Origin of the sequence: Vibrio ostreae, assembly GCF_019226825.1 — a bacterium.
GTDB classification, from domain to species: Bacteria; Pseudomonadota; Gammaproteobacteria; order Enterobacterales; family Vibrionaceae; genus Vibrio; species Vibrio ostreae.
The window spans coordinates 503,296-525,892 of the sequence record NZ_CP076643.1; the positions used below are offsets into that span (position 1 = coordinate 503,296).

21 protein-coding genes and 1 pseudogene are annotated in these 22,597 nt (G+C 45.6%); 10 read left to right on the top strand and 12 right to left on the bottom strand.

Translation table 11 applies throughout. The features are described from left to right. Window positions 1–206: 206 nt before the first annotated feature. The 8 genes and pseudogenes from KNV97_RS08610 to KNV97_RS08645 all read left to right on the top strand — a co-directional run bounded on the left by KNV97_RS08610 (window position 207) and on the right by KNV97_RS08645 (window position 10,398). Window positions 207–872, top strand: a complete 666-nt coding sequence (locus KNV97_RS08610; protein ID WP_218562896.1) for a response regulator transcription factor — start codon at window positions 207–209, stop codon at window positions 870–872. Next, entirely contained in the window at window positions 869–2,299 is a 1,431-nt protein-coding gene (locus tag KNV97_RS08615) for a sensor histidine kinase (protein WP_218562897.1), read from the top strand. Before KNV97_RS08610 ends, KNV97_RS08615 begins: the two co-directional genes overlap by 4 nt. Further along, window positions 2,296–3,357, top strand: a complete 1,062-nt coding sequence (locus tag KNV97_RS08620; RefSeq protein WP_240798108.1) for an ABC transporter substrate-binding protein — start codon at window positions 2,296–2,298, stop codon at window positions 3,355–3,357. Before KNV97_RS08615 ends, KNV97_RS08620 begins: the two co-directional genes overlap by 4 nt. A 118-nt stretch (window positions 3,358–3,475) precedes the next feature. After that, complete coding sequence (locus tag KNV97_RS08625; RefSeq protein ID WP_218562898.1) at window positions 3,476–4,540, top strand: 4-oxalomesaconate tautomerase; 1,065 nt, start codon at window positions 3,476–3,478, stop codon at window positions 4,538–4,540. Between the two features lie 169 nt (window positions 4,541–4,709). Further along, on the top strand, window positions 4,710–5,825 hold the full coding sequence (locus tag KNV97_RS08630; protein WP_218562899.1) for a Bug family tripartite tricarboxylate transporter substrate binding protein: 1,116 nt from the start codon (window positions 4,710–4,712) through the stop codon (window positions 5,823–5,825). A 137-nt stretch (window positions 5,826–5,962) separates the two neighbouring features. Further along, window positions 5,963–7,948 carry a tripartite tricarboxylate transporter permease gene (locus KNV97_RS08635; protein ID WP_218562900.1) on the top strand — a complete coding sequence of 662 codons (1,986 nt, stop codon included), beginning with the start codon at window positions 5,963–5,965 and terminating at the stop codon, window positions 7,946–7,948. Window positions 7,949–7,981: 33 nt separating this feature from the next. Next, complete coding sequence (locus KNV97_RS08640) at window positions 7,982–8,812, top strand: universal stress protein (protein WP_256612689.1); 831 nt, start codon at window positions 7,982–7,984, stop codon at window positions 8,810–8,812. A 622-nt stretch (window positions 8,813–9,434) separates the two neighbouring features. After that, window positions 9,435–10,398 (top strand): annotated as a pseudogene (locus KNV97_RS08645) (OmpA family protein). A gap of 517 nt (window positions 10,399–10,915) precedes the next feature. On the opposite strand, the gene KNV97_RS08650 reads toward KNV97_RS08645, so the two are convergent. From KNV97_RS08650 to KNV97_RS08705, 12 genes are all read right to left on the bottom strand, one after another. Next, on the bottom strand, window positions 10,916–11,137 hold the full coding sequence (locus tag KNV97_RS08650) for a hypothetical protein (protein ID WP_136482951.1): 222 nt from the start codon (window positions 11,135–11,137) through the stop codon (window positions 10,916–10,918). Window positions 11,138–11,247: 110 nt separating this feature from the next. After that, the gene (locus KNV97_RS08655) at window positions 11,248–12,906 is read right to left on the bottom strand and encodes a pilus assembly protein TadG-related protein (RefSeq protein WP_218562901.1); all 1,659 of its coding nucleotides are present in this window, start codon (window positions 12,904–12,906) and stop codon (window positions 11,248–11,250) included. Window positions 12,907–12,908: 2 nt separating this feature from the next. Beyond that, window positions 12,909–13,175: a DUF3613 domain-containing protein gene (locus KNV97_RS08660; RefSeq protein WP_136482955.1), complete on the bottom strand. Its 267-nt coding sequence runs from the start codon at window positions 13,173–13,175 to the stop codon at window positions 12,909–12,911. Then, window positions 13,172–13,846 carry a tetratricopeptide repeat protein gene (locus tag KNV97_RS08665; RefSeq protein ID WP_136482957.1) on the bottom strand — a complete coding sequence of 225 codons (675 nt, stop codon included), beginning with the start codon at window positions 13,844–13,846 and terminating at the stop codon, window positions 13,172–13,174. The genes KNV97_RS08660 and KNV97_RS08665 overlap by 4 nt, the downstream gene beginning before the upstream one ends. Further along, on the bottom strand, window positions 13,847–14,683 hold the full coding sequence (locus KNV97_RS08670) for a type II secretion system F family protein (RefSeq protein ID WP_240798109.1): 837 nt from the start codon (window positions 14,681–14,683) through the stop codon (window positions 13,847–13,849). 95 nt (window positions 14,684–14,778) lie between these two features. Next, window positions 14,779–15,657 carry a type II secretion system F family protein gene (locus tag KNV97_RS08675; protein ID WP_136482961.1) on the bottom strand — a complete coding sequence of 293 codons (879 nt, stop codon included), beginning with the start codon at window positions 15,655–15,657 and terminating at the stop codon, window positions 14,779–14,781. Further along, the gene (locus KNV97_RS08680) at window positions 15,651–16,910 is read right to left on the bottom strand and encodes a CpaF family protein (protein ID WP_136482963.1); all 1,260 of its coding nucleotides are present in this window, start codon (window positions 16,908–16,910) and stop codon (window positions 15,651–15,653) included. The genes KNV97_RS08675 and KNV97_RS08680 overlap by 7 nt, the downstream gene beginning before the upstream one ends. Window positions 16,911–16,969: 59 nt before the next feature. Further along, complete coding sequence (locus KNV97_RS08685; RefSeq protein ID WP_240798110.1) at window positions 16,970–18,091, bottom strand: type II and III secretion system protein family protein; 1,122 nt, start codon at window positions 18,089–18,091, stop codon at window positions 16,970–16,972. Window positions 18,092–18,139: 48 nt separating this feature from the next. Beyond that, window positions 18,140–19,060 carry a Flp pilus assembly protein CpaB gene (cpaB, locus tag KNV97_RS08690; protein WP_136482965.1) on the bottom strand — a complete coding sequence of 307 codons (921 nt, stop codon included), beginning with the start codon at window positions 19,058–19,060 and terminating at the stop codon, window positions 18,140–18,142. A gap of 9 nt (window positions 19,061–19,069) precedes the next feature. Further along, on the bottom strand, window positions 19,070–19,615 hold the full coding sequence (locus KNV97_RS08695; RefSeq protein ID WP_240798111.1) for a TadE family protein: 546 nt from the start codon (window positions 19,613–19,615) through the stop codon (window positions 19,070–19,072). 2 nt (window positions 19,616–19,617) lie between these two features. Continuing rightward, window positions 19,618–20,028 carry a prepilin peptidase gene (locus KNV97_RS08700; protein WP_136482967.1) on the bottom strand — a complete coding sequence of 137 codons (411 nt, stop codon included), beginning with the start codon at window positions 20,026–20,028 and terminating at the stop codon, window positions 19,618–19,620. 38 nt (window positions 20,029–20,066) lie between these two features. Beyond that, window positions 20,067–20,297 carry a Flp family type IVb pilin gene (locus KNV97_RS08705; protein WP_136482969.1) on the bottom strand — a complete coding sequence of 77 codons (231 nt, stop codon included), beginning with the start codon at window positions 20,295–20,297 and terminating at the stop codon, window positions 20,067–20,069. 414 nt (window positions 20,298–20,711) lie between these two features. Between KNV97_RS08705 and KNV97_RS08710 the strand changes: the two genes are divergently transcribed. Both KNV97_RS08710 and KNV97_RS08715 read left to right on the top strand, forming a co-directional pair. Further along, window positions 20,712–21,287, top strand: coding sequence for a YfbU family protein (locus tag KNV97_RS08710; protein WP_136482971.1), 576 nt, complete (start codon window positions 20,712–20,714; stop codon window positions 21,285–21,287). Window positions 21,288–21,302: 15 nt separating this feature from the next. Beyond that, a complete protein-coding gene (locus KNV97_RS08715) occupies window positions 21,303–22,577 on the top strand; it encodes a collagen-like triple helix repeat-containing protein (protein ID WP_136482973.1) in 1,275 nt (424 codons plus the stop codon). Window positions 22,578–22,597: the final 20 nt, after the last annotated feature.

A 22,597-nucleotide genomic window follows, 5' to 3' on the forward strand; every position in this document is an offset into this window, starting at 1 on the left:
TTCTTTTGATAGAATTGTTATATGTGTGATCAAGGTTAAAAATAAGTGAGCATGGGTGCGTAAATGAGTAAGATTAGTGTAAATTTGCGCCTTGGCTGACACGTTAGCGTGGTCGGCCGATATGTGATGTCGGTATTGGGCACTTTTTACTCATTATCATATGAGTTGAATAAGCCATTTGCTATTCAGGGAAGTCAAAAAGAGCAATGCGAGTTTTAATTGTTGAGGATGATCGATTAATCAGTGAGTCATTAGAGCAACGCTTCAATGACCTTGGCCATGGCGTAGACTGTGCTTATGATGGTGATGTTGCCTATTCACTGATCAGTCACACACAGTATGATTTGATTATTTTAGACCTTAATTTACCCAAACGAAGCGGAGAAGAAATCACTAAAAAAATCCGCCAACTTTCAAATACGCCTATCCTGATTCTAACTGCGCGAAAACAGGTGTTCGACCGAATTAATTTACTTGATCTCGGCGCGGATGATTTTTTAAGTAAACCTTTCGACTTAGGCGAACTTGAGGCACGCTGCAGAAGTATTGTTCGGCGTAGTCGTGGCAATGATCATAATGTAATAGAGTTGGGTAATCTTAGTTTTGATTCAGTCACGGCGACAGTGAAAGTTAATGGAGAAAATATACAGCTTAAACAGCGGGAATATCGTCTGCTTGAAGTGTTTATTACTCACCCTAATCGAGTTTTGAGTAAAGAAGAAATTATTGATCACTTATATGGCTATGATAATCCGCCCAACCAAAATGCTATTGAAACTTATGTTGGGCGATTACGCAGGGCACTTGCGAATAGCGATGTAGAGATTAAAACTCTTCGAGGGTTGGGTTATGTTTTAGCTGTGCCAGCATGATGTTTGGCCTTCCTATATCAACAGGTTCCCTTCGCTTTCGTTTACTTGCTTATTCCACCAGTGCATTACTGTTCATCGGTTTAATATTTATGGTGGCAGTCAAACGTTTTGCTTATGAAACCGCTCAGCACACCTTCGATCGCCCGCTTGCGTATGCCGCATTACAAATTTTGGATGAAGTTCGCTTAGACGGTGAGGAATTGAGTGTTGATCTGCCGTTTTCAGCCTTTAGTGGCCTGGCCGACTCTCCGCGTGACAAGGTGTTTTATTTGGTGACAACGAGGCAGCGAGAGTATGTCACAGGGTACCAATCTCTGTTATCCGAACAGATTGTAATTGCTCAAATTAACGCGAACCCTCTTAATTTAGAGGTGGTTCCGCACTTCTTTGATCTAAAGTTCAAACAACAGCATGTACGCTTTGCCTTGGTTGGTCGGGTGATCAACACCAGGAAAGGACCACATCATGTGTATGTATTGATCGGACAAACGACAGAAGCGAGAAAAAATTGGGAGCAAACCTTGTCAGATACGGCTTCTAAGCTGATATTTGGTGTCGTACTTTGTATCATTATTGTCATTGTTGTTTTAATCACCCAAGTACTCAAACCACTCAAGCGGATTAATCAAAAAATATCTCAACGTTCGAATATTGATCTGACTCCCATCGATCTGCAGGGGCCAGAGGAAGTCATCAATCTTGTTAAAACAATTAATAGCTTCATGTCCCAGTTGGATAATACGTTAATCAATTTGAAGAACTTTACCAGTGAGGCAGCTCATCAGCTTAAGACGCCGGTCGCGGGGATGCGCTCTCAGGTTGAGTTGATGTTAAGCCGGGAAACATCCCCTAAAACGGTGTATTCGCTGCATCGTGTTTTAGAAGCGTGTGGCATTTTAGAAAGAACTATCGAACAGCTTTTGAATCATGCCACCATTAAACATCGCTTTCAGAGCCTGGAGCCAACCAGCATTAATATTAATCAGCTGGTGCAGTCGGTTTGCCGTGAACTGGCTATCAACGCATTAAAACGCAATATAGGACTCAGTTTTCAGCACAGTGGACAATATCAAATCAAAGGTGATGAGTTTGCACTCAAGCAGATGCTGTCTAACCTCATAGAGAATGCGATTAAATATTCTTCGGAGAATAGTCAGGTTGAAGTTGAAGTGATGCGCCGTGGAACTAAGGCTATTATCTTGATTCGAGATTTCGGCATTGGCATAAAAGATGAAGACAAGCCGTATGTTTTTGAGAGGTTTTATCGTACTTCAGGAAATAAGCAAACTGGCTCTGGACTCGGTATGTCTATCGCCGCAGATGTGGCTAAGAAATATCATGCCAGATTAGTGTTGTATGACACGATTCCACAAGGGTTAACGGTAGAGATACAATTTCCGTACAGAAAATGGGAGGAGATTCAATGAAAGCTTTTCGTACGATGCTGTTAATCATAGTATTTGGCTTCAGTACTTATAATGTTTGCGCCAATCAAATGAATCCGCGCATTGTTAGGGTATTTGGGGCAGCTTACTTGTCGGAAATGCAACCTTTGCTCGATGATTTTTCTCAGCGTAATCCGAACATCGAACTACGCTATCGCTGGATGACGAGTGAAAAGCTTGACCAATATGTACGCCAGAAGATTCTTCCTCAACCGGATGTCGTCATCAGCTCAGCGATGCACCTGCAACTGGGCTTGGTTAATGATGGCTATTCACTTGAGTATCACCATGAAAGATCGAGTGAAGACGGGAGTTTTGTTGTATTACCCGACTGGAGCCGATGGCGTGATGAGCTGTTTGGTGTCAGTTTTGAGCCTGCTGTGATTGTGTTTAATAATGCCTTTTTAGAGGGTAAACAAGTCCCGACTAATCGAGTTGAATTGCTTTCATTCATCCGGCGATACAGTCACGAGCTCATGGGAAAAATAGGACTTTATGATATACGCTCAGTGGGTATTGGTTATTTATTCTGGTCTTTTGAACGACAGCAGGCTCGTAATTATGGACAATTTTTGGAATTATTTAATCATCATAATGCTCGGACTTTTAATAGCACACGTGAGATGTTAGAGGCGCTAAGCAATGGCGAGATTGCCATGGCTTATAATATATTAGGCTCATATTCAAACAGTTGGAAAGATCAGCGCGCTAATGTCACCATTACCGCAATGAAAGATTATACGCCGGTGATTATTCGTACCGCTCTTATCAATCGCACCACTCAGAACAAGCAAGACGCAAAACGGTTTATTGATTATTTACTGTCATCATCCGGGCAATGGACAATGGCACAATACACGAATATGCCACCGATACGTTCGGATATAAATAGCGTCAATTCAGCCTCATTTCTACGACAACAATATGCTGAGCAACTCAAGCCTTTGCCTCTGGACGTCCGTTTACTTGTGTTCGCCGATAAAAGTAAACACGAGATCGTCACTACCGAATGGGAAAATGCACTGAAAAATTATGACTGACTGAACGTTTACGACTGTGAGTCAGTCATGAGTCAGTGAATTGACAGGTTCATTTTGTAGCTTGATACCGCCACTTTTCCAGGACTGGAAAAGTGGGTCTAATGGTAAGGAGCTAAAAATGACATTTCCCCAATCTATTCCCTGTATGTTGATCCGCGGTGGTACATCAAAAGGGGCTTATTTTCTCGCCTCTGATCTACCTCAATCCCCTGATGAGAGAGATAAATTACTGATTAAAGTCATGGGATCTGGTGACGCGCAGCAGATTAATGGCATTGGCGGTGGTACTACATTAACGAGTAAAGTGGGTATCATCTCTCGATCTGAATCCAGCGATGCGCAGTTGGATTATTTCTTTGCCCAAGTCGGCGTAGAAGAAAAAGTCGTTGACACCAGACCTTCTTGCGGAAATATCTTATCCGGTGTTATCGCCTTCGCTACGGAAAAAGGCTTGATCGAACTGACAGAAGGCACGACAACCGTACGTGTTAAAAATATTAATACCAATACGATTATTGAAGTGACAGCCGAAACGCCGGATAAACAACTGCAGTTTGAGGGGACGACAGCCATTGATGGTGTGCCCGGTTCTGGGTCTCCGGTGCTGCTTAATTTCTTAGATGTTGGCGGCGCTAAAACGGGTAAACTCTTTCCGACAGGTTCTGTCAAAGAAATAATTCATGGCATTGAGGTCAGTTGCATTGATGCTGCTGTTCCCATGGTTCACATCCCTGCGCAGGCTCTGGGCTTAATTGGCAACGAATCGAAAGCGGAGATCGATAGTAATACCGAGTTACTTAGTAAGATTGAAGCGATTCGCCTTGTAGCAGGTGAAAAAATGGGCTTGGGTGATGTGCGCGGTAGCGTGATACCTAAAGTTGCGATTGTCTCTCCTCCTCATGATACCGGTACAATAACTTCTCGGTATCTTGTTCCTCACAATTGTCATGCCAGTCACGCGGTGACCGGCGCGATTTGCGTCGGCGCAGCCAGCCTGATTGAAGGCACAGTCACGCATCAGTATGCCAAAGCCTCTGCGGGCTCGGTCATCATTGAGCATCCGAGTGGCAAAATTGAAGTAAAGATTACCGTTCTTGAAGGTGAATCTGAACCTGTGATTGCCCAGGCGGCGTTAGTGCGGACCGCAAGACCGCTGTTTAAAGGCGATGTCTATCTAGCTTAGTTGTGCGTGTCGGCGTACAGCACATTCCATTTATCCCGAGATCTATGTAGCAAGTTTGTTAATAAGCTGTGGGTGTGTCAGTTTGGTGACAGTTTGACCCCCTACTGTGACCCTATCGCACTGCCGCGATTAACACTACATAAAGCCACAAGAATTTAAGGAGGCACTAATGCTGCTTAGCAATACTATGAATCGCACCGTGTTACGGATCAGCAGTAAGATTGTATCTGCTACGTTTATGACATTTTGTCTGGCATCGCAAGTGAATGCGCAATCAGTGAGTTTCGAAGGCGAACGTATTGAAATGACCGTCCCTTACAAAGAAGGAGGGGGGACCGATACTTGGGCTCGTTTTTTTGGCCCTTACATGACTCAATCGCTGCCAGGTGAACCTGTCGTGGTGATAAAAAATGTTCCTGGCGGTGGCTCAACCAAAGGTGCAAACCAGTTTGCTCGACGAGCCAACGACAATGGTTTGGATATCTTGGCGAGTTCTGCATCAACCCACTATACCTATTTGCTTGGTGACCGCCGGGTTCAATATGACTATAAGGATTGGAGCGCGGTACTGGCAACACCAACCGGAGGCGTTGTGTATATTTCAGCCAACGAAGGAATCAACAATGCCGAGGAGTTTGTTAACAATCTCGACAAGCTGGAGTTCAAATACGCAAGCCAGGGTGCAACCAGCATCGACCTCGTGCCATTACTCGCCTTGGATTTACTCGGTGCGGATGTGCAAGCCGTCTTCGGTATGAAAGGACGCGGTGCAGGCAGACTGGCATTTGAACGAGGTGAAGTGAATCTGGATTCACAAACCACTTCAGCGTATCTGAAAAAAGTTGTGCCTCTTGTTGAAGAAGGTAAAGCGGTTCCTTTGTTCAGTTTTGGTGTGATCGATGCTCAAGGCAAACTGCAACGTGATCCTAACTTTCCTGACATCCCGCATTTCGGTGAAGTGTACCAGATGGCGAAAGGTGATGAGGCGACTTCACAGGGTTTCAACGTGTGGAAGTCTTTCTTCGTGGCCGGATTTGTGGCTCAGAAGGTGTTCTTATTGCCTAAGTCAACCCCAGAAGATATTAAACTGGCTTGGCGTGATGCGATGAATAAACTGGTTGAAGTGCCAGACTTTAAAACAAGAGCTGATGAGGTGTTAGGTAACTATAAACAGCTGACAGGTGTTGAAGCGGATCAAGCGATGGATTCAATTCTTTCACTGGATGAAGAAAGTAAAAAGTGGATTGCTAAATGGCTGAAGGATAAATATAACACTGTGCTTTAAGCTTTTTATTACTTACTTTAATTTCTATTAAATATATTGAGAGAAATAGGTGGTTTACTCTGACATTATCGTTAGGCGTAAATATAAATAATTTTATTAACTATTATATTGCAATGTGAAATTATAAGGATTCAAGGATGTTGAATGAATTACTTACCGCTTTGCAGACAATTTTATCAGTTCATCACCTCATATATATGCTTGGTGGCGTGCTGCTTGGTCTAGCAATAGGTATCTTCCCAGGACTGGGAGGTATTGCCGGTTTATCATTACTGCTGCCATTCTTATATGGGATGGAGCCCATTTCTGCACTCGCTATGCTGATTGGCTTAGTTGCGGTTATTCCGACCTCAGATACCTTTACTTCTGTATTGATGGGGATTCCCGGTTCGAGCGGTTCCCAGGCGACGGTACTGGATGGTTTCCCTATGGCTAAAAACGGCCATGCGGCGCGTGCTCTGTCTGCGGCTTTTACTGCCTCATTATTCGGAGGGTTGTTTGGTGCGGTAGTATTGACTGGCTTTGTTTTGATCGCCCGTCCGGTCATTCTGGCATTTGGGTCTGGTGAACTTTTTATGCTCACCTTGCTCGGACTGACTATGGTTGGATCGTTGGCCGGGAAAAGCTTAGTAAAAGGCTTATCCGCGTGCGGTTTGGGGATTTTGCTGGGCAGTGTTGGCAGTGCGCCGGCAACGGGTGAATATCGAATGTCATTCGATAATTTCTATCTCATGGATGGCATACCTTTGGTTGTCGTCGGGCTTGGCATTTTTGCGCTGCCAGAAATTATTGATCTGTTGCGGCAAAACAAACCGATCGCAAATGCCAGTAAGCTGGGGTCAGGTTGGTTCTCTGGTGTTAAGGACTTTTTCGCCAATAAATGGCTAGCGCTGCGCTGTAGTGTTATCGGCTGTATCATCGGTGCACTTCCTGGTCTCGGTGGTAGTGTCGTTGACTGGATAGCTTATGGTCACGCGGTACAAACAACAAAAGATAAACCGAGATTTGGTCACGGTGATGTAAGAGGGGTTATTGCACCTGAATCATCCAATAACGCAAAAGAAGGCGGTGGCCTTGTCCCGACTTTGTTATTTGGTATTCCCGGCTCGGGCAGTATGGCGGTCTTTCTGGGAGGAATGGTTTTAGTCGGTCTTGAACCTGGTCCTGCGATGGTAAGTACTGATCTACATATTACTTACACCATTGTTTGGTCCCTTGCTCTGGCGAATATCTTTGGCGCCGCGGCATGTATGCTCATTTCACCTTGGGTGGCACGATTAACCACGGTACGTTATGCGCTTCTGGCTCCATTTATGGTGATGGTTATCTGCTTTGCGGCATTCCAGGCAACCCGTGATCTGGCTGATCTGGTGACTTTGCTTGCGATAGGGGTTCTCGGGATCCTGATGAAGCGATTTGACTGGCCACGACCTGCTTTTCTGATTGGTTTTGTTCTCTCTTCCGGAATGGAAACCTATCTGTATCAAGCCATTCAGTTTGATGGTATCGAGTTTCTACTTCGTCCAGGAGTGATGATCATTGGTGCTATCACTTTGTTATCTCTAATCTTTATGATTCGTCAAAATATGAAGAAAAGTAATGAAGGAGAAGGGAATGAGAACAAGCTTCAACAAGCACCGAGTCGCAAACCTCAAATTTTGTTCGCAGTGATGATCAACTTGATTTTTGCCTACGGTATTTATGACGGTTATCAGCGCAGTTTCCTTGGCGGTATTTTCCCTATCGTTGTTGCAACGGGAATGTGGTTACTCTCGGCCATTGTGGTTGTGCAACTATTGACAAGACCAGATGGTTCTCCGGTCTGTTATGATAATGAGTATGTACAAGGGTATGCTTATGACAGTAATACAGCATCAATCATGCATTATGTGTATTGGCTGGCTGCACTGATTATTGGTAGCTATTTAGTCGGATACGTTATTTCAATTGTGCTCTTCTTCTGTCTGTTCCTAATGAACAAAGCAGGAATGAGTTTGTGGAGGTCATTAACGGTTACGGCGGCGGCATCGTCATTCTTGCTTGGCCTGACTCATATCATGATGCTGGAGTTGCCAACGGGCTTATTACAAGAATCCGTATCATTACCATGGCCATTAGGTTAGGAGGAGAGCTCAATGTCAATCCGGTCGATAATCATGCCATTTGCTTCTCAGGAAGATGGCGAGCAGCGATTAGAGGGCGCACTGCGTGTCGCCCAATTTTTCAACGCACATTTAGACGTATTGCATGCTCAAACGGGAGCTGAAAAATTAATGCCCAGTGAGCGCCGTTTAGTCTCAAGAAAATTTTACGACCAGATCGATAAGCTGGTTCGTGATTACGTTCATGATGACATGGCGCAGGCTAAGCAGAGCTTTGAGCAATTACGCACTCAATATAGTATTCATGATGAAATCAGCGGCTCTGATGCTGTCAGTGCCAATTGGCATGATATCTTTGGTTATCGTGGTGAGGTCGTGGCAGAGTGGGGTAAAGTCTCTGATTTAATCATTATTCCTCAATCGCTTAATGGGCAAACCAGTGTCAGCTTCGAGGCGGCAGTGAATCATGGAGGCAAACCCATTTTGGTTATGCCTCGCAAACAAACCCATTTCGCTCCCGAAACGATTATGATCGCATGGAATGGCGATAATGCGGGAGCCAACGCAGTGAATAGTGCGCTGCCATTACTCAAAAAAGCCAAACAAGTGGTGGTGGTCACCAGTGAGAAATACCTGTCAAAGAAACCGACTCAAGTGGATTTGGCTCGTTATCTTGCGCGGCATAAGATTGAGGTGGAGTGTCTTGCTTTTGCTCATAAGAGTAGAAAAACTGGCGCGCAACTGTTGGAGGTCGCATCGGAGTTGAACGCGGATTTGATTGTTTCTGGTGCCTTTTCTCACCAAAATCTTCATCAAAAAGTGTTTGGTGGTGTGACTCAGAAACTACTCATGCGCTCGGTCATTCCGTTGTGGATGATGAGTTGATGATTATCAATATGTCAGCTCAATGACAGTTTAATCTGTTATCTTCACTTTAGGCTGGTTAGCGATTAATTCGTCCGCCCAAGAAAACAACAAGGTACCAATCTCTATCCTTGTTTAGCTAACCAGCCTTACTTTCTTGCTAGCTCGTGAGCACGGCAGCAAGCGGAGTTGCCACCGGCATTGTTTCACCTGATGACAGTTGAAGTAAGTCACTTTTTTAAAACAATAATCAGTTTTATTTGCTTTGATGAAAAATTCGCGAAATGCGATCCACTTGCGTAAGTATTATACGCCTTCCTCATTCAAGAGCGTTTTCGATGTGACTGGTTAAAAATATCATGTCACAGCGTTGATTTTTAGAATCAGATAGTTAGTGTCTATTATTTCCCAAGCTATTCTTCTGTATTTTCCGTAATGCTGGTTCAAACCTTGGATACACTTAATCATCGTTAATGTGCATTTTTGATTAGAAAACCTCTTACCTATTAGGCAACTTTTTGAATTGTTTATTATAGTGAATGATGAGGTTTGCGATTTAATGGTCAGTCAGTTGTCAAAAATTCCATTTATAGGTTTCAGTCGCGAGTCCTACGATCACAATAATGAACCGTGAGGAATAGTTATGCAAAAGTTAACAGCAATGGTATCCGCGTCCATGTTAGTCGCATCAACGGCGACCATGGCAGATCTGTATGTTGGCGCTAAAGTCGGTAAAACCTGGCTTGATGACGCGTGTCATAATTCGGAATCCTGTGACTTGGATGGTACGACGGCAGGAGCTTTACTCGGTTATAACCTCACCGATTGGCTGGCACTGGAGGGGGGGTACGACTATTTGGGGAAATTTAATGGCGCGGGTATTTATCGTGACACCGCAGAAGCATTCACCATTGCGCCCAAATTGAGCGTTGGCCTGACAGACGCGCTCGATCTGTACGGTAAAGTTGGTGGTGCACGGGTATTCTACGGGAATTCTTCGGATTACTCATACTTAGGTGCTGCGGGTCTGGAATATGCAGCAACCAGCAATCTTGGTGTTCGTCTTGAGTATCAATACCTGAGTGATATCAATAATGATGTTGTACGTGCTAAAGCGCACACAACCACGCTAGGCCTGGTTTACCGTTTCGGGGGGCAGTGCAGAGCCTGCTCCAGTTATGGCACCTGTGAAACCAGCTCCCGTAGCAAAACCTGCACCTGAGCCACAAATTGTGACCAAAACCTTTGAGTTCCAGCGTCTGGATAGTAAGACTTTCGCTAATGACAGCGCAGAGCTGAGTGCTGAGAAAAAAGCGCAACTCAATGATCTGGTCATATTCATGAAAGAGCACCCGCAGGCGAAAGTAGAAGTAACAGGCCATACTGACTCAAGTGGTCCTGAGGCCTATAACCAGAAGCTGTCTGAGAAACGAGCTCAGGCCGTGGCCGCAGTACTGGAAGAAAAAGGCATTGCAGCTTATCGTATCAAAGCGACTGGTCAGGGGGAAAGCAGCCCGGTTGCTTCGAACAAAACGGCAGAAGGTCGTGAGCAAAACCGCCGCGTAGAAATAGTGATTCCGGCATTTAAATACCAAGTGCAACAATAAAAACTTTTTAATCAAATAGATATAGATTTGAAATATCAAAAGGATATATTGATTGGCAGTCAATATATCCTTTGCTTTCTGGCCTGATACTTAATTTCATATTTTGTAAAATTAATTGATATAGAAATTGGATGGGTTAGAAATACAAGTTTGATTAAGTATTAGCGTGATATTTCTAACCTGGTGATTTTCGTTAAGAATAGGTACTAAAAAGAGCGGATTATAACGCCAAATTTTGGGCAGAAACCAAGTGGTTATGTCTGGCGCGTTATCTATTTTGCCAGGTAAGCAATAAGTACCTATGTGGGAATAAATCCAGCACACTGTCATTCTCAAAGGAGGTTAGGATGAATTGTCGTCACCTCGACAGCTTAAAGAAAGTTCGGCGTAGATTTTGGCACACAATATTCGGTGTAAAAGAAATTTATTTGTGCCAGACGTGTGGAAAAAGAATTATGATGCGTTAATCATACAATTAGCAATATATTGTTATTGGCCCCATGTTATATAGATCTACCTATTTTATCGATAACGTTAACTCCATCGCTTTCAGTAATGCCAGATAAATTTTTTCAGCTTCCTTATGCTTAATCACTGAGCCTTGCAGCGATAACACGACTTCGCCTTGAACTTTAAAGCGATAGAACTGGCCATCATATTCAAATATGGGGATGAGTGTTTCTTGCAAACACTGACTTTCACTTAATCTTTTTACACTATGAATCATATTGTTATCCATTCTACTATCCAACTTGACTTGCTGCTGCGTGGTAGTTTTGAATCATTCAAATGATTGACCGTAATACTAAGGGTGATAGCCGTAGCTCACACGTCACTGCATGGCTAAATTCAAAGAATCAAACCATGTGAGGATGCCTGGATGGAATCTACCCATAAGTCTGCACCTCCGACTTGCACGCCAAGTGTATTTAAGATCGGAATTAAAATGCTAGAAATAATATTGGATAATAATGGATTAAGAACAGCTTCCAATCCGGAGGTAATAGAATTTAAAATTGTCGTAACTACTGTACTGTTACCCAATACAACGCCAACCCCCACATCAATATCAAAATTTTGATTTGCAGAAATTTGTTCGGGATAATCATTCGGTGTTGGTATCGGGATCGTGTATGAAGTTAATTCAGGATTGGTGTTGAAGATGTTAATTTCAGCTTGTAATCCTAAGTTTATGGGAATGCTCAAGACAGTAAGCCCGGCGGTAATTGCGACAGGCTGAACGGTCACTTCAACTAGCGGGCTTTCAGCTTTCACTTCTCCCAACATTTCTTCTTGTGTTCGAGTCACGCTTGTTAGTGTAGCATTTGCCTTAGCTGCGGAAACATTGACGACAATGGGGTCGATTTTGAGTGTTAATCCCAGAATAGGATTATCTAAAATATTTAGCAGTGAATCTAAAACGCTATTCTGCCCTTCTTGCAACAATGAAACAGTGAGACCTAGTTCAAGCTGAGAGGTTGTTGCGGTTGGTTCGTGGCCTTCAACTACCGGTAGTGTTGCAACCGTGTACTGCGGCGGTTCGATGATCTGGGTTTTCACTGTTACATCGGTAATGCCCGGGACACCAAGAGAAAGAGCGGGAATATTAACAAAATGGTCTTTATTGGCAGCAAATATAGTGGTTTTAATTAAATCCAGTGCACGGAGCGATGTCTCCAGTGCCGCGCCCTGAGTTCCGTTTTCACTCAGTGTGAATACATCCCCCAGGACAATGTCAGGAATACTTTCGACCAGAGCAAGTTGGTTGATAATGATGTTCAGTCCATCCGGAAACTGATCGCCGTTGTCCAGGACATTGAGGTAAGTTTCAAGCACGGACAGGAGAGATATGTTGGTTTCGAGTACTTCCTGCGGTGAGCCTAAACCGAGATCAAGTGCCAGTGCGTCAAGGACACTGCCCAGTTTTAATGAGGTGTTCGCTAAGCCTTCATAACTGGCTACGCCTAAATTGAGGCTGGTGCCTAGCAGTCCGCCCAGCAATCCATTCAAGATCCCTCTGTCTGTTGAGCTGAGGGTTTTACTGCCAATGCCAAAACTGATGATACCTGCTTTCTGGACTGCAGCTTCTGCCATCAGGGTGATTTCATTGTCGTTGAATAACCCGCCGGCAATCATACTTTGGGGAACCGTTTTGGTGACCACAACTTTAGATGCCGGGTAGCCATTAGCGACCGCGGCAGTGCTGGTGTCGATGACCCAGCGATTGTTTTGAATGGTGGCATACCCATTCTGAACGGTCAGGCTGTCCACCTGATCCTTATATTTGTCCGAGAGCATCGTGGTCAGGTTTGAGGCACCTTCAGACTGAATAAAGTAAGGGTTGTTGAGCCCGATTTCCGAGGCGGCAAGATCAGCGATAGACTGCAGTTGCTGACGCTGAAAAGCCAGGCGTGCGGTATCAATAGCGACGGAAGTAAAGATAACCAAACTGAGTAAGGCAGCCGAAAGCCACAAAGTGATGGCGCCTGACTGATCGCGTTTCGCCATGATTATTCTCCGAAATCGTTCTTAATGAATTTTTCCGGAATCGCGTGCGAAAACGATTTTTCAGCACGTTGCTGGGTCGCCTTCGCCGCTTCGGGCGTTAGTGTATCTTTATGGCTGGTTGCGAGCATATTTTGCCGCTGGATTTGCAGCCAGATACGCGTCTGCTGGCCTGTCACTTCTTCACCTTTCTGTGGTTTGGCCGGTAACGTCTGTGCAACCGTTGCGGATGCGTACGTGATTACGCTAACTAAAAGAAAAAGTGCTTTCATTGTTCCGTCTCCTCGCGACTTAATGGATTAAAACTACGCAGGGCAGTGACTAACTCCCGATTTTCTTTATATCCCCAGCCGTATCGCTTGATGAGGCTTTGCGCGCCTTTACGATCATTGTCGCGTGATAAAGCCAGCCATAAGTTTTTGGCCGAACGGTGATTGTTTGGGTTGAGCTCTAACGCGGTTAAAAACTCTCTTTTTGCCGCGTCTGTGTCGTCATTAAGTAGTAAGAAGAAGCCGTAATCGTTGCGGATCGCCGAGTTATCGGGCTCCACATCGACGGCCAGTCGCAGCCACTTGCCGGCCTGTTGGTAGTTTTGCCGGTATGCGGAAATCAAACCGAGCCCATGTGCTGCCTCACCTTTCAAGCAGGTATCCAACAAGCGATCATATACTTTACTGGCCTCGTCCCATTGGCTCGTTTTCAGCAAAGCTTTGGCCTGCAAAGCGGACTGGCTGACGGATGTCGTCTCCATTTTCTTTAGCATCGCCAAAGTGGAATAGTATTGCTGTTTAGAAAAAGCTTGTTGGGCCATCGACAGCTTCATCCCCTGCGATTGAGATAACTTTTCGTTACACGCACCTGGCGATTGAGTATATTCAACGGGTTGTTGGCTGGATGAGCAGCCTGCCAATATCAAAGGAATCAACACCAATAAAGACTTCATTTAACCTCCAAAGGCTGCCATCAGCGCCAGGGCTGCCGGACCACCGAGAACAATAAACAGAGCGGGAAACATCAGCGCCATCATGGCAATGGATATTTTTCCGGATAATTTGGTCACTTTTTCCTGCAATTCGACCCGTTTGTGCTGATATATCAACTCCGCCAGGGATTGGAACGATTCCTTTAAACCACCGCCGGTTGCTGCTGCTTGCGATAACATGGTCAGAAAGTCCTGGAATCCACTGGATAAGGTGAGTTGCGCCATATCATTAAACACGATCTCGCGGTTTTGACCTGCGTCGATGCGAGCCACGATAAGCTCTATATCCTTATTGACCTCAGGGGTCAGTTCTTTCGCTTCTTGGAGGTAAGCTTTGAGCAGGCCTTCCAACGAGAGGCCAACCTGCCAGAGAATGGCCATCATATGCACCGTGGTCAGCATTTCTTCATCAATTCGTCGTGCTCGTCTTCGTGCCTGAATTTTGAACCAGTAGAGCGACAGTAACGCGCCTAGTGCCATGAATAAGGCATAAAACAGGAAGGTGCGCTGCATGGTTGAGGAAAAGAGGTACTGTTGGCCGGTAAAAATTAAAAACAGCCCGGACCAGATGATGAACATCTTGAACAGACACAACACTTGCTGCCGCCCACTGATATACCCGGCCTGACGCATGGCAAGCACAATGTCGGACAGAGATTTTTGATGATCTTGTTTGGATTTTCGCCACCATTGCAGCGAATATTGCATCAATGGCTCGCGCACAGATTGTGTCTTTGGTGTCACTGCCATCGATTCGTCAGATTCAAGCAGTAACTTCTCCTGGCGAATGGCGATCAAGTGGCAAATCCCTGCGCAAAGCGTTAACACCACTGACAGTACAAAATAGGTCTGAGTCATGGCTCTTTTCCTTGGCTGTAGACATTTCACATTGGCTATAAACTACGAAACATTCGCCAGATCACGACGATGCCCGATAGCTGCAGGACGATACCAAACAGTAACGCCTGACGACCTGTCTCTGAGTACCACATATTGATCAACAGCTCTGGGTTCTGCGTCAGCATGTAGGCACTGACCAATACTGGCGCGGATCCGATAACCCAGGCTGTTATTCGGGTTTCTCCGGTGATCGATTTAAGCTCACGTCGGCTCAGATCTTGCTGCCTGAGCAATTTAACCAGGCTGTCGAGGGAGTCCGTAATACTGCCGCCGTATCGTGTATTGATGCTGAATATCGAGCCCAATAACCGCAATGCCGGAACGCCGGTAATCTGACTCTCTTTAATAAAAGCATGTTGTAATTCAATGCCTATTGCTCTGCGGTCATTGACGCGTTGCAGTACGTCTTTGAGCGGGCTGGTGGTCACTTTTGCTGACTGGTCTACCGCTTGTGGTACAGTCAATCCGACTTTGATACGGCGATGAACCTGATCGATAAAAGAGGGAAGTTGTTGTGTCAGGCGTAATCTCATTTTGGCTTTACGAAGGCGCGCCAAGAATGTAACGATCAAAAGACAGGTGACGAAACTGATCACAAAAGCCAGGCTACCAAACATTCGTCCCACGATGAAACTGACGCTAATGATGAGTAATAATAACAAGCCATTTTTTAACCATGACTGGCTAAATCCCATCTGCTGGGCTTTCTCTATTACGTACGCTTGCGGGCCTTCGTGACGCACTCTGGTTTCAAGTTCCGTTGTGTGACTTTCTTGCGTGGCCTGTTTCTTCTGGACGTAGGCGGCTAAGGCATAGCAAACACCGGCGACTGCCATGATTCCCAGACTCAGCAGCAGGTAGAGGTTTACCATAGCTGCTCCTCAAGCTTCATTTGCAGCTCATTGGTCGGGATGCCACTTGGCTTAAACGTCCTTTGTGTATATTCGTAAAGCTTATGAGTTTTGATATGTCCATCTTCAACCGCGCCGACTTCCACCACTTCTGAAACAATTCTTTTGCCATTCGGCAGGCGACTTATCTGTATCACCATGTCGACCGCGGATGAAACCACTTTTCGGATGAAGTTCTCACTGGAATTAAAACCGGTCAATGTCACCATCATTTCCAATCGGAGCAGGGCATCTCGTGGTGAGTTGGCATGTAAGGTGCTCATGGATCCCAGATGTCCTGTGTTCATGGCTTGCAACATGTCCAGCACTTCACCGCCACGACTTTCGCCTAAAATGATACGGTCAGGTCGCATTCGCAGAGCATTTTTTACCAGCTCGCGCGCGGTCACTTCACCGCTGCCTTCCGAGTTTGGTGGTCTGGTTTCAAGACGCACGACATGGGTATTTCGCAACTGCAGTTCGGCTGCATCTTCAATGGTGACAACCCTTTCATGTGGCGAAATATATTGACTGAGAATATTTAACAACGTGGTTTTGCCTGATCCGGTCGCTCCGCTGATTAATATATTCAGGCGTGATGCAACACAGCGTTTCAAAAAAGCCAGCATGTCGGGTGACAGTGTGTCATTATCCAGAAGGTATTGTTCCGTTAAGCTATCCTGTTTGAACTTGCGCACCGAGAGGCAAGGGCCATCCAGGGCCAGAGGCGGAATGATGGCGTTAATACGACTGCCGTCAGGAAGACGAGCATCAACCATTGGATTGGACTCATCTATCCGTCTGCCGAGCGGGGAGAGCATTTTTCTAATGACTCTGATAACGTGTTCGTCGTTGAGAAAGTGATGATCCACTTGTTCCAACAGGCCTTCGCGTTCGACGAACACCAGTTTCGGGCCATTGATCAGAATATCGTTGATCGATGGATCTTTGAGTAAGTTCTCGATCGGGCCATAACCTAGCATCTCATCGACTAACTCTGCGGCCAGAGTGTCGAGTGGTGTTGATTGGCTAATATGTTCTTTGATTAAATATCGCTGGATATACGTGATGACCGGCAGCATCAGGTTCTCGCGGCTATCAGAGGCGAGGCCAAACAGGACACCATCATCTTCCATTTGCTCAAGCACGTACTTATGTAAGTCGGCCTTTAACTCCAAATCTAAAGGCTGACAGACAGAATTTTTAAAGGCATTCAACCAGTTGATTGTCGTCATAAACGGCTCCTGAAGCTGCGTTAGCTGATTATTAGAAAGAGAATCAGCACGGGCCAAAGTTATTTAGAAAATCCTATGTCACTGGGAAGATCTTCTGGCTCTGCATGCATGAAGACCATCTTGAAAAAGTCCGGTTGGTAATTGCGGTAAATCTCTCCCGGTAGCGGTGGTAATGTGGTGCCTTTTGCAATCGGGCGTACCAAGTGGGGCGTCACGACCATCATCAGCTCTTTGTCATTTTTTTCCAGGCGACTGGAGCTGAAAAAGGCGCCAAGAATCGGGATGTCACCCAAGCCAGGAAAGCGGTCGGCATTTTTCATCGTAGTACTGCTGATCAATCCACTGATAATAAAGGTCTCTCCGTCACCAAGTTGCACCGTGGTGTCGGTGCGTCGTACGCTAATTCCGGGTACCTGAACACCGCCGGTACTGACGGAATTACTGTAATTGAGTTCACTGACTTCGGGGGCCACTTTCAACATGATGCGGTTGTCCTCCATCACGGTAGGAGACAAGTTCAACCTCACGCCAAATTCTTTGAAGTCGATGGAAATATCCCCATCATTGGAAGACCTCGGATACGGGAATTCACCGCCGGCTAAAAAGGTCGCGGTGTGCCCGGACAGGGTAACGAGGCTCGGTTCAGCCAAGGTGTAGGCGAAACCATTGGCATTCAGTGCGCTGATGGTCCCTAAAATCCCTTTTGATACATCGCCAATGACCACATTAAACGCATCACTCAGAGATAAAAAGTTGCTGCTGGAGGAGAGTTCCCCGCCAAATGAAGCGCCATTTAAAGCAGAGCTGCTGCCAATGCCAAATGTTGTATTGCCAGTTTGCCGGCCAAGGAAAAAACCTGCCTGTTTCAACGCGCTTTTACTGATTTCTACCACTTTAATGTCGGTTTGAACCTGAACATTATTGTAACTAACGGCAGTTGGCTGAACCTTGAGCATGTATTCTAACGGTGTGTCCTGAGTTGTGGTCCAGACGTTCAATGTCGTTGAACCGATCTGTTGACCGGTGAGTAATAGCGTTTTGTCGTTGAGTACAGTGAGTGAGACAATATCCGGTGTGGCGATAGCGGCTCGTTTCAGGTCACCTGTTGGGATGTGAATACTTTGCTGAGCATGCTCTTTAAGAATAATGGTTTCTGCCGCTTGAGAGACAAACGGTAACATGAGCAAAAATAATACAACCAGTCTGTGTAGGCTCATAGACAACATTCCTTATTGTTGAGGTACTTTCACGACAGAGCGCTCATTACCCTGAATGACTTCGACGTATCGGGTGCGTGTAGCGACACGTTGACGAGCGGGGTCGGGCTTAGATGTTTTTTTAGTCTCTTTTTTCGGCGGCTCAAACTGTTTGAGTTCTGCCACCAGTGTGTTTGTTGTGGTTGCACTGGGCTGGCGTGTTAATGAAACGGTTTGCAACAGTGACGCTGGATCCAAATCGTTGGATGGTTGCTCAAAAGCCAGTTCTTGGCTGCCTACTGCCGCGAGTCTGAGTTCACCGCTGCTATCGGCTAGCAAAATCGTCGGAGCCAGATCTTCCCGCACCGAAAGAACCACAGACTTGGCATGATTCTCGCGGTTGTCACTGTCTGTGCCTAATTGAAGATCTCCCACTGCCAGCACTTTGAGACTGGAGGCGATTTTTCTCGATGTTGTACTGGTGCCAGATTCTCGATTGGGTTTGAGCAACAGCATCACATCCACATAATCACCTGGCTGAATGTAGCCTCCGACGGTTAAGACTTCACCCGCTTTGATCGCAATCGCTCTATGATGAGGCGGAAGGTCGTCGATGACTGGCCGGTCAGGAGCAAGCAGATCATCGGTTACGTAGTCGCCAACGTCTACGGATTGATTCAGGCGTCGCCCAACAACAAATTGTTTGTTCTGAATGTAGCGTTGGCTGTGTTGCGGAGTATTCACCTGTTTGAGCATCTCTGACGCGATCATCGTCCCTTGATCAAGGGGTTGATCAAATACCCAGGCACTATATAAAGGGGCAGGCGATTGCGACGGCTGCGGCTTGGTTTTGGGTGCGGTCAGCACACCAATAAGCACGACGATCAGCGCGATGGCGAAAAGAACGACAGACGCCAACTTTAGTGCTTTGACTTTGTTGTGGGTTAGATTCATAGCTGGCTCCTAGTTCAACTTAAGCACGGCAGTGCCGACAATCTGGTCGGGAAAAACGGAAGCGTCTCCAGGAAGCAGACCATCAATGATACCGATCGGTAGAAATGGGGTCGTTCGGTAGCCATCTAGGACAATCGATACCTGACAGCAGACCTCAGAACCACCTGCGGGATCGGTTATGGTTGATACGCGTATCAGTTGCTCTGCCGCCGGCAGAGTAATGCCGAACAGCGTGCCCGGGTTGTTTCCTTCTCCGTGGGTAAAGCCCTGGATAACCATCACCGCATTGTTTCGTATGGTGGGGGTCACTTGGTTGAGTACTTCATCGCCGGAGCAACTGTGGTAGCTGAAATAGCACTCCTCACTGACGAACGCCATTGACTGGCGAATGCTCTCTTTCGCCGCATGGTCGAATATGCTGGCGGCAAAGAAAATCATGCAATAGTGGATCACGGCAAACAGCAAAACGATAATAACGGGCAGCAGGCAAACCGTCTCAATGGCCACCGAGCCCGTTTGCCTCTTTAATTTTGTTATCGATTGCGACATATTCATTCCTACACACCCGTGACAAAATTGAATCCAATCGCGGTGATTGCGATGGCCGGAACAAAAGGGGCTTCGTTTTTCCTTCCAAAAAAAACGGTAAAATAAATCGTGAATATCGACAAGCAGACCAATAAAAACATTGCCATTACATCTATCGGTAATATAAATGAAATGCCGAGTAATATTTTTCCGTCCGCGCCACCAAAACCAAACGCAACGTATCCAATAAAAACAATCAGAAACGTAAAAATGATGGAAAGCAGAACTTGGTGATTGAAAGTAAAATTGCCTAATCCATAAAGAATTAAAGCGGGTGCCAGCATTAAAACCGCAATTAACAGTGCGGGCACCCGCTGGGTTTTTATATCGTAGGCACTAGCAATCAACAAGAGTCCGCAATAAGTCGCGAATAAACTCATCGTATCACCAAACTAAGATAATTAATCTTCGGCTAGCCTTAGGTTGTTGGAGAAGTAGTTGTAGTGGCAGGGAGCGCATCTTTGACGGTGTTTAACACGTCTTCAATGCGCGCTGCGATGTTATCATCACCTGTCGAAAACAGTGCGATCGCAATCGCCGCGATGGTGGCAATAATGGCGTATTCGATACCGGATGCGCCTTTATTGCAGTGTAGGAATGAGATGAGTGAGCACCACGCTTTGGTGGTTAAGTCTTTGAATAGAAACATAGTAACCTTCCTCAAACTGACGCTTAGATGATGAAATTCATCCTCGAGCACTTTTAGTTATTCTCAGAAGTTAAACAGTGTTGCACTGTTGCCTTCAACCTAATCGTAGTCAGGTTATATGAGTGATGATGAATATTTTTTGTGATTAAGATCACGAAACTAATAATGAATTTTGTTGCGTAAAACCGTGGGCATATTAACCATGAATACACGGTGGTTATTAATTGATTTTAAGCTATTGATGAAAAAGAAATTAGCTATATAACCACATTATAATTAATGTTTTAATGTTGATTTATCCATGCTGGTGGTGTTTTTTAATTTCTGGATCTTTGCGAAATCTTTATCATGATTATTATTAGTGTCGTATTTAGGCTGTTTGGATAATAGCTTTATTGTCACGGTGGTACAGATATGATTCTAAATAAAATAAAAGAAGTATTAGCAGCATTTTACAACGTCGACAGTGCTGGAAAACATACGGAGGGGATTTCTGAATTAAACTCTGTCTGGTTCAATGCGAGGTTTTTATATTTCTTTAAATATCATGGATTAAAAAAATCTGACGACTCAGAGGAGCACGTATTGTATGAGAAGGATGCTATCAGTCCATACAAATACGTCCTTTTTGTTGTCGATGTTTTAGAGCTTTTTAGTTTACTTAACGCTTCATGGTACCGACTCTCAACAGAGCAAAAACATCAACTGCATGATATTGAACATGCGTTTCGTGGTTTCTCCTCTGCCAAGGAGTCCAAGTATCTTGAAGCACTGAAAATTATCACGGTTGAAATGATGGTTTTCAGCGAGTTCTCGCACAATCAAAAATGTTCGCCGCTGAAACCTATGGTCGAGCAATACCGGCGCATGCTTACCGTGTTTGAACTGATGGGGCGACCGATCCCGCTTAGTTACCCGCAGTTATGTCGATTATTGGCGGTGCTAGAAATTGGACCGGCGGCTAAACAAGGTCATAAGGAACGTATCTGAGTAAAGGAGGATACCATGACTGTTTTAAATAGAAATTCCATTTTTTCACTCCTGTCTTTGTTGGCTATTACGGCATGCAGCGGCAGTGGATCAGGTTCGATGGCGTCAGGCGGTAGCGGCCAGGAAGTGACGGAAGATGACGTTGCAGTAAGTACGCAGTCGAGGAACATTGTGTCGGAAACGGGAAGCAGCGTGTCACAAAGTGAGTTAAGCACCACATTAGATACCTTAACCACCGGGTCCGGAGAGGTTCTGGTGAATCTCGGCGAGGTCGTCACGGCTCTTGGGGATGGCTTGCCACTCGGAACCACATCCCTGGAAGTCGATGACGCTTATGTCACTAATACATTGCAAGGCGCAGCTAATGCAACGGAAAAACTGGGTACAACGGTGGTTTCTGCCGGTGATGCGGTCGCGCAACTCGACGCGTTACCTGTATTTGTTCAGCTTAACGAACGCACTGGATTATTGACTTATACTGGTATGACGGTCTCCGACTTAGGTGGCACAGTCGAGAATGTCGGGGGATGGCTGCAGTACCAAACCTCAGAGGAGGGCAGTTTGTATGGCCTTTCTGAACATCTTGGCGCGATGACAGCCCCGATTTTAGTTCAGGCAGGAGACATGATTGATCTTAAAGGCAACGCGTTGATCCTTTTTAATGATGTCGGTGACATCAAAACGACCTTGCCTAACTTCGTTTACGTTTCCGCGTCGACACTGACGAAAGGGACCGTTGCATTATTGATGGATACGCGAGGCACGGTTGAAGATGTTGGCCGGTTATTTGTCGGAGAAAATGGCCTGACTGCTCTGCTGACCAGTGAGTTGCAGAGAGATGACACCTTGTTGGCGAGCTTGAAAACAGGGCTTGAAGAGCGGTTGAATGCCAACCCGTTGTCTGACTTAGGTGATAATAATTTGCTTGCCGGAACTGGGTTATTTGCCGATGCAGACGGAAATCTCACACTGGTCTCTCAGCAATTGGGTGACATATTGAATCTGGAAACCGGATTAGTCGGATCTTTGGATTTGAGTTCAACGTTACTGAACTTTAATCAGCTTGATGGCTCATCAACGCCTCTGGCCAGTTTATTAGGCTCAACGGCACAAAGCTTACAGGACGTTATAGGCGGCTTAACGGGCTCTTCACTAAGTTCGCTGTCGTTCACCAATGTGACAGATAGCATAACAGGCGACGATCAACAGGCATTGTCCGATGTTAGTGAGAAGAAAGGACTGCTGACCCATATTACAACCAACGTTTTGAAACCTATTTTGGGCCGGTAACCGTTTTCTTTCGCTATAAC

Excerpts from the sequence above, each read along its gene's own strand:
- KNV97_RS08675 (WP_136482961.1), bottom strand. The coding sequence starts at position 15,657 with ATGGTAAACCTCTACCTGCTGCTGAGTCTGGGAATCATGGCAGTCGCC.
- KNV97_RS08705 (WP_136482969.1), bottom strand. The coding sequence starts at position 20,297 with ATGTTTCTATTCAAAGACTTAACCACCAAAGCGTGGTGCTCACTCATC.
- KNV97_RS08710 (WP_136482971.1), top strand. The coding sequence starts at position 20,712 with ATGATTCTAAATAAAATAAAAGAAGTATTAGCAGCATTTTACAACGTC.
- KNV97_RS08655 (WP_218562901.1), bottom strand. The coding sequence starts at position 12,906 with ATGGCGAAACGCGATCAGTCAGGCGCCATCACTTTGTGGCTTTCGGCT.
- KNV97_RS08650 (WP_136482951.1), bottom strand. The coding sequence starts at position 11,137 with ATGGATAACAATATGATTCATAGTGTAAAAAGATTAAGTGAAAGTCAG.
- KNV97_RS08615 (WP_218562897.1), top strand. The coding sequence starts at position 869 with ATGATGTTTGGCCTTCCTATATCAACAGGTTCCCTTCGCTTTCGTTTA.
- KNV97_RS08685 (WP_240798110.1), bottom strand. The coding sequence starts at position 18,091 with ATGTTACCGTTTGTCTCTCAAGCGGCAGAAACCATTATTCTTAAAGAG.
- cpaB (WP_136482965.1), bottom strand. The coding sequence starts at position 19,060 with ATGAATCTAACCCACAACAAAGTCAAAGCACTAAAGTTGGCGTCTGTC.
- KNV97_RS08620 (WP_240798108.1), top strand. The coding sequence starts at position 2,296 with ATGAAAGCTTTTCGTACGATGCTGTTAATCATAGTATTTGGCTTCAGT.
- KNV97_RS08680 (WP_136482963.1), bottom strand. The coding sequence starts at position 16,910 with ATGACGACAATCAACTGGTTGAATGCCTTTAAAAATTCTGTCTGTCAG.
- KNV97_RS08665 (WP_136482957.1), bottom strand. The coding sequence starts at position 13,846 with ATGAAGTCTTTATTGGTGTTGATTCCTTTGATATTGGCAGGCTGCTCA.
- KNV97_RS08660 (WP_136482955.1), bottom strand. The coding sequence starts at position 13,175 with ATGAAAGCACTTTTTCTTTTAGTTAGCGTAATCACGTACGCATCCGCA.
- KNV97_RS08625 (WP_218562898.1), top strand. The coding sequence starts at position 3,476 with ATGACATTTCCCCAATCTATTCCCTGTATGTTGATCCGCGGTGGTACA.
- KNV97_RS08715 (WP_136482973.1), top strand. The coding sequence starts at position 21,303 with ATGACTGTTTTAAATAGAAATTCCATTTTTTCACTCCTGTCTTTGTTG.
- KNV97_RS08640 (WP_256612689.1), top strand. The coding sequence starts at position 7,982 with ATGCCATTTGCTTCTCAGGAAGATGGCGAGCAGCGATTAGAGGGCGCA.
- KNV97_RS08635 (WP_218562900.1), top strand. The coding sequence starts at position 5,963 with ATGTTGAATGAATTACTTACCGCTTTGCAGACAATTTTATCAGTTCAT.
- KNV97_RS08700 (WP_136482967.1), bottom strand. The coding sequence starts at position 20,028 with ATGAGTTTATTCGCGACTTATTGCGGACTCTTGTTGATTGCTAGTGCC.
- KNV97_RS08695 (WP_240798111.1), bottom strand. The coding sequence starts at position 19,615 with ATGAATATGTCGCAATCGATAACAAAATTAAAGAGGCAAACGGGCTCG.
- KNV97_RS08610 (WP_218562896.1), top strand. The coding sequence starts at position 207 with ATGCGAGTTTTAATTGTTGAGGATGATCGATTAATCAGTGAGTCATTA.
- KNV97_RS08630 (WP_218562899.1), top strand. The coding sequence starts at position 4,710 with ATGCTGCTTAGCAATACTATGAATCGCACCGTGTTACGGATCAGCAGT.